7 protein-coding genes and 1 pseudogene are annotated in these 8,102 nt (G+C 74.0%); 4 read left to right on the top strand and 4 right to left on the bottom strand.

From position 1 onward, the window contains the following. Positions 1-29: 29 nt before the first annotated feature. The 3 genes from ACWGDE_RS32980 to ACWGDE_RS32970 all read right to left on the bottom strand — a co-directional run bounded on the left by ACWGDE_RS32980 (position 30) and on the right by ACWGDE_RS32970 (position 3,514). Positions 30-1,277 (bottom strand): hypothetical protein, encoded by a 1,248-nt coding sequence (locus ACWGDE_RS32980; RefSeq protein ID WP_453392720.1) that lies wholly within the window; start codon positions 1,275-1,277, stop codon positions 30-32. Between the two features lie 397 nt (positions 1,278-1,674). Next, a complete protein-coding gene (locus tag ACWGDE_RS32975) occupies positions 1,675-2,934 on the bottom strand; it encodes a S8 family peptidase (protein ID WP_453392719.1) in 1,260 nt (419 codons plus the stop codon). A gap of 157 nt (positions 2,935-3,091) precedes the next feature. Beyond that, a complete protein-coding gene (locus ACWGDE_RS32970; protein WP_453392718.1) occupies positions 3,092-3,514 on the bottom strand; it encodes a GNAT family N-acetyltransferase in 423 nt (140 codons plus the stop codon). Between the two features lie 21 nt (positions 3,515-3,535). On the opposite strand from ACWGDE_RS32970, the gene ACWGDE_RS32965 reads away from it, so the two are divergent. Beyond that, the gene (locus ACWGDE_RS32965; RefSeq protein WP_453392717.1) at positions 3,536-4,210 is read left to right on the top strand and encodes a deaminase; all 675 of its coding nucleotides are present in this window, start codon (positions 3,536-3,538) and stop codon (positions 4,208-4,210) included. Positions 4,211-4,241: 31 nt separating this feature from the next. Here the strand turns inward: ACWGDE_RS32965 and ACWGDE_RS32960 are convergent, their stop codons facing one another. After that, positions 4,242-4,766 carry a hypothetical protein gene (locus ACWGDE_RS32960; RefSeq protein ID WP_453392716.1) on the bottom strand — a complete coding sequence of 175 codons (525 nt, stop codon included), beginning with the start codon at positions 4,764-4,766 and terminating at the stop codon, positions 4,242-4,244. A gap of 178 nt (positions 4,767-4,944) precedes the next feature. On the opposite strand from ACWGDE_RS32960, the gene ACWGDE_RS32955 reads away from it, so the two are divergent. The 3 genes and pseudogenes from ACWGDE_RS32955 to ACWGDE_RS32945 form a co-directional block, all read left to right on the top strand. Then, a complete protein-coding gene (locus tag ACWGDE_RS32955) occupies positions 4,945-6,627 on the top strand; it encodes a sensor histidine kinase (protein WP_453392715.1) in 1,683 nt (560 codons plus the stop codon). After that, complete coding sequence (locus tag ACWGDE_RS32950) at positions 6,620-7,330, top strand: response regulator (protein ID WP_453392714.1); 711 nt, start codon at positions 6,620-6,622, stop codon at positions 7,328-7,330. Before ACWGDE_RS32955 ends, ACWGDE_RS32950 begins: the two co-directional genes overlap by 8 nt. Positions 7,331-7,397: 67 nt before the next feature. Beyond that, a pseudogene (locus ACWGDE_RS32945) lies at positions 7,398-8,102 on the top strand (hypothetical protein); the annotation flags it as partial.

Below are 8,102 nucleotides of genomic sequence, written 5' to 3'. Positions count from 1 at the left end.
CCACCCGGGTTGGAGCGGGGCCGTACGGGTCAGGCGATCGAGAAGGTGACGACCGACTGGTAGGTGTCCGCGAACATGAACGGCGGGAGCTGGATCATTCCGGCGCCGCCGATCTCGAACTCGCCACCGGTCAGGTTCTCGCCGCCCGCGCTCTGGGAGGCGATCTTCATCGGGGTGTCGGAGATCGCACCCGGGGCGCCGGCGGTGCAGGCGCTCGGGCTGTCCGGGTTGGTCACCTTGCAGGTCGGCTGGATGCCGATCTGCGCCTTGGTCATGGCGTGTCCGGTGACCTCGTTCAGGAACGGCGTACGGGTCGCCGAGACGTCCCAGCCGAGGGTGCCGCCGCGGAAGTCCTGGACGGCCATCGCGGTGAACTGACCCACGACGGACTGGGACTTGCCGTTGATGGTGACCTTGCCGAAGTTGACGGCCGGGTTGCCGGCCTGCGGGCCGATGGCCAGCGGACCGGGCAGGACCTCGACGTCGACCGGGTTCTTCACGCCGGGCTGGTCGACGACGAAGACGAAGGCCTTGAACGGGCTGATCGAGCCGTCGATCTTGATCTCGTCGGCGGCCTTGGTGACCGTGATGTTGCAGGTCGCGGCACCCGACGCGTCGGCCGTACCGGCACCGGTGTCACCCGTGGCGACGCCGGCCTTGAGCGCGGAACACGTGACCGGACCCGCCGGGAAGTTGGCGCCCGTGACGACGACCGCGGTGCCGGCCTTGCCGCTGTTGGGCGTCAGCTTGGTGGTGATCGGGTCCTTGGGCAGGGCCGCCACGGAGACCGACCCGACGGAGGCGCTCGGGCGCGGGTTCGGAGTACACGTGGTGGTGAAGACCGAGCCGCCCAGGTTCGCGTCGGTCACCGAGAGGTCCAGGGTGACCGGGACGATCGTGCCCTCGGTGCCGTCAGGGATCGTGATGGTGCCGCTGAACAGGTCCGGGTCGAGGGCCTGTCCGGCGACGACGGTGACCGTCACGGGTGGACTGGTGACCGTCTGGGTGGTCGAACCGACCTTCAGGGTGATCTTCGTCGTGTTCGTCGTGGTGACGGAGAAGCCCGGAATGACCGGGCTCGGACCCGGGTCGATGGTGATCGGGACGACGTCGCCGGCCTTCGCGCCGTCCGGCAGGGTGACCGTGAAGTTCTGGGGGCCGGAAGCGCCCGCCTGCGGCGGCGGCGCGACACAGTCCACCGGGACGGCCGTGGTCTTGGTCGCGGCCTGCGCGGTGCCGGTCAGGCCCACCACGCCACCCGTCAGGGCCAGGGACAAGGCGCCCGCCCCGGCCAGAACTCTTCGTCGGAACGTTGTACTCACTGGGTCGCGACTCCTTCGTCATACGAACCCTCCCCCCACCCGCTGTGTGGGGGAGGTCGAGCCGGTGCGGTGGCCGACATTGACGCGTCGCGGTGATGAGAAGTCAATGACTTGCTTTCGCCCGAAGCACACAGAAATTGATGTGCCATCAGGCCGGGTGGTCCGGCGGACCGGATACCGACCGGGCGGTGGGTTGTGCGGGTGGGGCGGATGGGTTCACCGGAGGGCCCCGCTCCGCCCCTGACCTGCACTTCCGCGCGCGCCGGTCCGGCGGCGGGCGGCCGCCTCCCGGGGGCGCCGGGCCGTCTCCCGCCGACGGGCGCGGCACCGTCGGCGAGGGTCCTCGTACGGGCTACTCGCCGGCCGGGACGTGGAGGAGGCGGTTCGGGGTCCCGGCGGGCAGGGCCGTGATGCGGTCCTTGACGGAGTCCAGCAGAAGGGTTTCGGCCACCTGTGCCGGCGTGCTGCGCGGACCGCCGGCCGCCAGACCCCGCGCGAGCACCAGCGCGGCGGCGCCCGCCACGTGCGGGGCCGCCATCGAGGTCCCGGAGGCCCGGGCGGTGGCCGTGGCGGATCCCCTCCAGGCCGAGGTGACGGACACGCCCGGGGCCGAGAGGTCCACGCAGGGGCCGTGGTTGGAGAAGGCGGGACGCCGGTCCGCGGCATCGGTCGCGCCCACCGTGAGCGCCTGCGGGACACCGGACGGGGAGCCGGTGCAGGCGTCCTCGCCGGAGTTGCCGGCGGCCACGGCGAAGGTGATCCCGGCCGCGACCGCGCGCGTGACGGCCCTGTTCAGGGCGGAGCTGTAGCTGCCGCCGATGCTCATGTTCGCCACGGCCGGGGTGGCGGGGTACTTGAGCGCGTCCTTCACCATCCAGTCGATGCCGCCGGTGATGGCCGACAGGCTCGCCTCCCCACGGCAGTTCGCGACCTTGACGGCGATGAGCGACACCCCCTTCGCGACCCCGTAGGTGGCGCCGCCGACGGTTCCCGCGACGTGCGTGCCGTGGCCGTTGCAGTCCGTGGCCCGCTCCATGAACACCGCGTTGGCGCCCCAGCGGGCGCGGCCGCCGAACTCCTGGTGCAGGGTGTTGATCCCGGTGTCGATGATGTACGCGGTGACCCCCTCCGCCTTGGTCGGGTACGTGTACGAGCCGTCGAGCGGGAGCTCGTTCTGGTCGAGCCGGTCCAGGGCCCAGGGCGCGGGCGTCTGCACCAGGGGCTGCGCACCGGCGGCGTCGTCGGTCGGGGCGCCGTCGATCAGGAACGTCGCGTCGGGCTCCACGGAGGCGACCCGCGGGTCGGCGGCGAGCTCGGCGGCGCGGGCCGCGGTGGTGCGGACGGCGAAGCCGTGCAAGGCGGTGTCGTAGACGGCCCCGACGCGGTCGCCGGAGGCCTCGGCCTCGGCGGTGAGGGCGCGGGTGGAGGCACGGGCGGAGGCGCGGGAGACCTGGTCGTGCAGGACGACCACGTAGGGGGCGGTGGCGGCGTCGGAGGCCTTGGCGGTGCGGGCGTCGTGGGTGGCGGCGGTGGCTTCGGAGGCGTACGGCGGCAGGGCGGTGGCCACCGCCAGCAGGGCGGCGGCCGGGAGCAGCGCGGTGAATGCGGTCATGCGGCCGATGCTCGGCGAGGCACGGGCCGGCCGCGCGGAGGGTGCGCCGACTGGCCCCACGACACGCCGTCCGACGGGCTACGGGGCACGGGCCGGGGCACCGGACCGTAGGGCCCAACCGCTGCGGGGCCTACGAGGCCTCCGGGACCTGCGGGGCCTACGAGGCCTCCGGGCCGATGGGCCAGCCGCGCATGGCGAAGACGCCCTCGTCGCGGGCTCCGGCCGCCTCGTACGTGGCCAGCGCGGCCTCGTTGTCCGTGTCGACGCCCACCCACATGCCGTAGCAGCCGCGTGCCTCGGCCTCGGCGGCGAGCGCCGCGGTCAGCGCGCGGCCGATGCCGCGCCGCCGGTAGCCCTCGTCCACGGAGAGCTCGTACAGGCACATCTCGGTGCCCTTGTCGGGGTGGCTCATCTCGATGCCGGAGACCATCCCGGCGGGCACGTCGTCCACGTAGGCGATGAGCATCAGGTGCCCGGGGGCGTCGAGGAACCGCTGCGACCAGTCCGGGCGCACGGGCCCGTCGAAGAGTCCCTCCGCGGCCTGGAGTTCGGCGGGGGTGCGAGCGGGGCGGATATCCATGGCGGTGACGATAATGGCCCGATGGTCAGCGGGGAGCTTGATTTCGACGTGGCGTGGCGCGGGGCGCCGGAGCCGGTGCGCAGGGCACTCGCCCTCGCCTACGAGGCCTTGGCCGCCGGAGGCCTGGCCGTCGGAGCGGTCCTGGCGGACGCCGACGGCAAGGTGATCGCCGAGGGCCGCAACGAGGCGTACGAGGACGGCCCGGGCACCGGACCGCTGCGCGGCACCCCGCTCGCCCACGCCGAGATGAACGCCCTGGGCGCGGCCCGGACCGGCTGGGACCTGGCCACGGCGACGCTCTGGAGCACGCAGCAACCCTGCGCGATGTGCGCGGCCGCGGCCGCGTTCACGGGCGTGGGCCGGGTCCGGTACGTGGCCCCGGACCCGTGGGCACTGGCGGGCGGCTTCACCGGGCAACCGGCCGCCGCGCCCGAGGAGTCCGAGTCCGGTCTCGGCTCGCACGTGTGGCTCCTGACCGCCAACGCGATGTTCCTGCGGTGCGTGGCGATGGCGGCGACCGGTCCGGAGGAACCGCCCACCCTGGCCCACCACCGGAGAGCCGAGCCGGAGACCGCGGCCCTCCACGACAGCCTTCCGGCGGGGCTGCCCACCGAGGCCTCGGTGGAGGACTGGCTGCGCCCCCTCTGGACCCGCGTCACGGAACTGGCGGCGGCCCGCGAACTCCGCACGGGCTGAGCCCCTGGAACCGGCGGACGTTGGTCAGCGGTCAGCGGGTGCTGCGCGATGCCTGCTGGACCGGGGTGCCGTCCTGCATCTTCGCTCCGGGCGACGGGGTGCCGTCGGTCCAGGCGTAGACCTCCTTGCCCCGCACCGTGACCTGGTACTGGTAGTAGTCGCGGCACTCGGCGCGCTCCTCCTCGTGGGTTCCGGCCGGCCACCACTTGGCGCGGAGCTCCCTCCCGGCGGGCTTCTTCGGTATGCCGGCCGAGCACTGCGGACCGTTCAGCGGGGTCTCGCCCAGGGTGAACCGGATCAGCCGCGCCTCACCGTCCGTGCGCGCCTTTATTCGCACGGCGGTCGCGTCCTTCGGTACCCAGTCCGGCAGCACCCACGTCAGCTCCCCGCGCGTGGGGGCGTCGGCGGCCGTCGCGAAGCGCATGCCCTTCTCCTTGAAGACCCTGTCGTTGATCGTGTCGGTCACGGGGTTGGGCGGGAGGTTGGGAAGGGCGAAGGCGGCGGTGGCGAGCACTCCCACGGTGGCGGCGGCGATGACGAGAGGACGGCGGTTCATGTGTACGAGTATTCGTGGCTCGAGCCGTAACCCGCGTCCCTCCCGAGGACGAACCGAGCACCCCACCTGAAGGGTGACATCGACTCATACCTGAGTCCTGCCTCTGCCTTTCGGCAGAGGCCCGGATCCCTCGCGAGGCTCACGCCCGACCCCCTTCCCGCCTCGGATAATCGTCGATATGTCTGTCATGGGTCGCTCGCTGCTCCGGGCCGCCGCCGAGGCGCTCGGCGGGGGCGTCCTCGTCGTCATGGCGTACAAGCTCGTCAACGAGGTCGGCGGCGACCTGCCGGTCCACGTCAAGGTGGGGCTGACGCTCGTCGCGCTCGCCCTGTTCGTCGTACGCCGCCGCTACCCGGAGGCGGCCCTGCTCGGCATGGGCGTCCTGCTCGGGCTGATGTCGTGCTTCGGCGTCCTGATGGCCGTGACCGCCTACACCGTCTCCCACCAGCTGTCCGGGGCCGGGCGCCGGGCGGCCGTACTCTTCGGGGCCGGCGCGCTCACCGTGCTCACCGCCGGCGCGTCCGTCCACCGCAGCGGCTACGGCTCCTGGCAGTACGGGCTCACCCTCGGCGTGGTGCTCGCCGCGGTCGCCGTCCTCGTACCCGGACTGGTCGGGGCCTCCGCCGGGCAGCAGCAGCGGCTCCTCGCCGCCCTGCGCGAGCGGACCGCCGCCGCCGAGGAGAACCGCAGGCTCGCCGAGAGCGAGTCCCGCATCCACGAGCGGTCCCGCATCGCGGCCGAGATGCACGACCTCGTCGGGCACCGGCTCAGCCTGATCTCCCTGCACGCGGGCGGCCTGGAGATGGCCCTGCGCGGCCGGGGCGGCGAGGACGCCGACGAACTGCGCGAGAGCGCGGGCCAGGTGCGCCAGGCCACCCGCGACGCCATGCACGAACTGCGCGAGGCGCTCGGGGTGCTCGGACCGCTCTCCCGCGACACCGGGACGGACGCGCTCACCGATGCCACCGGGACCCGGGCCGACATCGAGGCGCTCGTCGCCGAGTCCCGGGCGGGCGGGGTACGCGTCGGCTTCGGCTGGACCGGTCCCGACACCGTCGGCCGGGAGCCGCGGGTGCGCCGGGCGGTCCACCGGGTCGTGCGCGAGGCGCTGACCAATGTGCACCGGTACGCGGCCGGGGCGCCGGTGGAGGTACGGATCGAGCACACCGCCGACTCCGTCGAGGTCTCGGTGGTCAACGGGGCCCCGGCGCGGCCGCCGGGCGCGGGGGAGACCGCCGCGGCCGAGGCCGGCACCGGCCGGGGCCTGAGCGGGCTGCGCGAACGGGTCGCCGTGCTCGGCGGCCACCTGGCGGCCGGGCCGGAGCCCTCCGGGGGCTTCGCCGTGCGGGCCGGCCTGCCCGCAGTCCCCCCGACGGCGGCGCAGACCGACGCCGAACGCGCGAAGACCCGTACGCCGGGACCCGAAGGCGCCGCGGCACGGCTGCGCCGGGCCCCGCTGCTGATCCCGCTCGCCCAGGCGGCCTCGGGGCTGCTCGGCCTGGCCGGCATCGGCGCCACCCTGATCTTCGGCCTGCAGCTGGCGGGCTCCGCCCGGCCGCTGGGCTACACCCCGCCGAAGCCGCCGGCCCTCGGGATGACCCGGCAGCAGGCCGAGGACTCCGGGGTCTACGACGACAGGATGGCCCGCGCGGCGGCCGCCGGACGCGAGCCGGAGCGGCCTGCGGACGCCACCGACTGCCTCTACCCGTACAGCCGCGCCATCGTCGGCCGGGACCGGATCGAGCTCACCCGCTACTGTTTCCGAGGCGACGTTTTGACCCAAATCACCCGATTCGAGGTGCCGATGGTGCCCATGGCCCCGACCGCCTCGCCCACTCCTCCCGGGAGCCCAAGTGAATGACCCCCAGCGGCCCGATGGGGCCGACGGCGTCGTCAGGGTCCTGCTCGCCGACGACGAGCAGATGATCCGGGCCGGCGTACGGATGATCCTCAAGCACGCCGACGGCATCGACGTGGTCGCCGAAGCCGCCGACGGCGCCCGGGCCGTGGAGCTCGCCGCGGAGCACCATCCCGACGTGGTCCTCCTCGACATCCGGATGCCCGTCCTCGACGGCCTCGCCGCCATCGGGCCGCTCACCGCCCTGGACCCGGCGCCGCAGGTCGTCGTGCTCACCACCTTCGGCGACGACGAGAACGTGATGCGCGCGCTGGCGGCCGGGGCCACGGGGTTCCTGCTCAAGGACGAGGGTCCCGACGAACTGATCAGCGCCGTACGGTCGGCCGCGAGCGGTGACGCCGTCCTGTCGCCCGGGGTCACCGGCACCGTGATCCGCCGGATGCTGCAGGGCGGCGGCGTCACGGACCGGCGCACCGTCACCCCGGCCGGACCCGACGCGCGGATCGCCGCGCTCACCGAGCGGGAGCGGGAGGTGCTGGCCCTGCTGGGTGCGGGCCTCGCCAACCTGGAGATCGGCCGTCGGCTCGGCATCGGCGTCGGCACGGTCAAGACGCACGTCGGCTCCATCCTGGAGAAGACCGGCAGCGCGGGGCGGGTCCAGGCAGCCCTCCTCGCCCACCAGACCGGACACGCCGCCGGGGAGTGAGACCGGCCGCGAGGGGCCCGAGGGTCCGCCCGCAGGCTCCTGTCCCGGCATCGGGCTCTGCCTTCGGGTGGAGCCCGGTTCCGTCGGCGTCGTCGTCCGTCCCACCGAGGCCCCCGGGCGCGACGAGAAGGGCGGACTCGTCCCGCCCGTGAACGAGGAACTGGCGGCCAGGACGGGGGCCGTCCCGGGCGTGGCCTCCGTGCGCGGATCCGTAGAGGGCAACGCCACGGTCTCCGGCAAGGACAAGCGCCCTCTGGGAGGGCGCGGTTACCTGAACATCGCCGCCAACTACGCACCCGGGAAGGGCGGCGAGGACCCGCTCGACCCGATCGCCGAAGGCCGCGGCCCGGCCGCCGGCGACGAGATGGCGCTGGACGCGAAGACCGCGTCCGCGGGCGGGTACCGGATAGGTGACGAGGTGCGCTTCGCCGTGGACGGGCCGGTCCTGACCAAGAAGCTCGTCGGCCTCGTCGACAGCCAGGACCCGCGCGTGGCCTCCGGCGGCAGCCTGGCGCTCTTCGACACCCCGACCGCACAACAGCTGTTGCCGGCCCCCGGCGGCTACCACGAGCTCAACGTCAAGGCGGCTCCGGGAAGTTCGGCCGGCGAAGGCCGTGGCACTGGTGGTGGGCGTGCTGGCGGCGATCTGGCCGGCCCGGCGGGCGGCCCGGCCGAACATGCTGGACGCGATCAACACCCGCTAGCGCCCGCCGCCTTCCGCGTTCGGCCCGCTCTCGGGCGGGTGCGCGCGCCACCCCGGCACCCGGGGTCT

Source organism: Streptomyces sp. NPDC054956 (assembly GCF_053609185.1).
The sequence above is the reverse complement of the archived record's forward strand: the minus strand, read 5'-3'. Positions and strand labels throughout refer to the sequence as shown.

Bases quoted from the DNA above. Each gene is read 5' to 3' on its own strand.
- ACWGDE_RS32975 (WP_453392719.1), bottom strand. From the start codon at position 2,934: ATGACCGCATTCACCGCGCTGCTCCCGGCCGCCGCCCTGCTGGCGGTG.
- ACWGDE_RS32970 (WP_453392718.1), bottom strand. From the start codon at position 3,514: ATGGATATCCGCCCCGCTCGCACCCCCGCCGAACTCCAGGCCGCGGAG.
- ACWGDE_RS32965 (WP_453392717.1), top strand. From the start codon at position 3,536: ATGGTCAGCGGGGAGCTTGATTTCGACGTGGCGTGGCGCGGGGCGCCG.
- ACWGDE_RS32960 (WP_453392716.1), bottom strand. From the start codon at position 4,766: ATGAACCGCCGTCCTCTCGTCATCGCCGCCGCCACCGTGGGAGTGCTC.
- ACWGDE_RS32955 (WP_453392715.1), top strand. From the start codon at position 4,945: ATGTCTGTCATGGGTCGCTCGCTGCTCCGGGCCGCCGCCGAGGCGCTC.